Below are 1,533 nucleotides of genomic sequence, written 5' to 3' on the forward strand. Positions count from 1 at the left end.
GGCGTGTGTGGGGTTACTCAGCGTGATGACATGTAGGTGGGTGTGGGGTTGGTGTGGGTGGGTAGCTGGAGTTTGGCCGCGGTGAGGTAGACGATAGTGATCATCTTGTTTTTGTTGCGGTAGCCCCGGGCGCGGGCCTTGGCGGCCTGGACGAGGGAGTTGATCCCTTCGAGCAGGCCGTTGGTCAGGTGGTTGGTGTGCCAGGAGATGATGCCGTCCCAGTGTTTTTCCACGAGCGCTACGAAGTCTTTGATGGGGTGGAGGCGGGAGCGTTTCGCGCCGTAGCACCAGCGTCGGAGGTACTCGGGTGCGTAGCTGGGGTGCTGGTCGTAGAAGGCTTGGAAGTCCTCCCGCCAGCGCAGTGCCCGGGCGGTCGCGAGCTTGGCTGAGGGGCGCATCAGCTGGTGGAGCTCGGCTCGCTGCTTGACCGAGAGGTTCGAGAAGTTTTTCAGCCATAGCCAGCGGGTGTGCTTGAGTTCCGGGCGGGTCGTGACCTCGGTTCGGCGTACCGCGTCGACCGCTTCGCTGAGTTTGGCGGCTAGGTGGAACTTGTCGAAGGTCATCGTCGCGTTCGGTAGGTGCGCCCTGATTCCGGAGATGAACGCGGTGCTCATGTCGGAGCTGGTGTCGGTGATGGTCTTCGGGTCACCACCGTGTTCGGCCAGGTCAGCAGCGAAGCGAGCCACCGTAGCCGCGTCACGCCCCTCGGTGGCGAACAGCACCCGGGCCGCCACCATGTCGGCGAAGATGCTCACGTAGTCCTGGCCTTTGCGGGCCGAGGTCTCGTCCATGCCGACCTTGCGCACCCCAGTGAAGTCCTCCTGGTCACGGGCGGCGCCCACGTGGTGCTCCACGATCCGCCAGATCCTGGTGTCGTGCTCCCGAGTCATCGCAGCGACCTTCGCCATCGGCATCGCCGCCGCGAAGCTGCACACCAGCGCCTCGAACAACAGCGTGAACCCCGACCCCGGACGCGCCCACGCCACGCTGACCTGCCGCACCCCGTGCTCCGGACAGCGCACCCGCGGCAACCGGGCATGCAACAACGCCCGATGCTGGAAAAAGTCCAGATGCCGCCACGTCTTGTCCACCGTGTCATGCACCGCACACCCACCCTGCACGCAGTCCTTAGCCGGACACCCGAACCGGGCACCACGATCAAAACCCAGATACAGATCCAGCTGAGTCCGCTCGGCGTCGAACTCGCTGCGCGTCACCCGCCACGGCCCGCTGAGCCCCAACGCCGCCGTGAACAACCCCAACTCATCCATACCCCGACAACCCCCTGCTACACGACCATCACGGACAGTCACGCAGCCAACGAAACAATCACCCCCTCGTCAACCCGCCACGCCGGACCACCCACACTTGATCACCAAACCCACTCGATACAGCGAGGAGCCCGGCCGACGCGATCAAGGATGATTGGAGTGGCAGCGAGCTCCGGCGCCATTGGTTGTTTCCGCTGATGAGGTGCCGTTGTGCAGTCCGGTGATTGCGGTCTTCGGTTAGCGGGGAGCGGTGGTCGCGCAC

At 64.6% G+C, this 1,533-nt stretch carries 1 protein-coding gene; it reads right to left on the reverse strand.

What is annotated here, in order from left to right:
* Positions 1-17: 17 nt before the first annotated feature.
* Positions 18-1,271: an ISL3 family transposase gene (locus VGT41_06445; GenBank protein ID HEV2601901.1), complete on the reverse strand. Its 1,254-nt coding sequence runs from the start codon at positions 1,269-1,271 to the stop codon at positions 18-20.
* Positions 1,272-1,533 lie beyond the last annotated feature (262 nt).

The organism is Candidatus Babeliales bacterium (assembly GCA_035944115.1).
Classification (GTDB): domain Bacteria; phylum Babelota; class Babeliae; order Babelales; family Vermiphilaceae; genus DASZBJ01.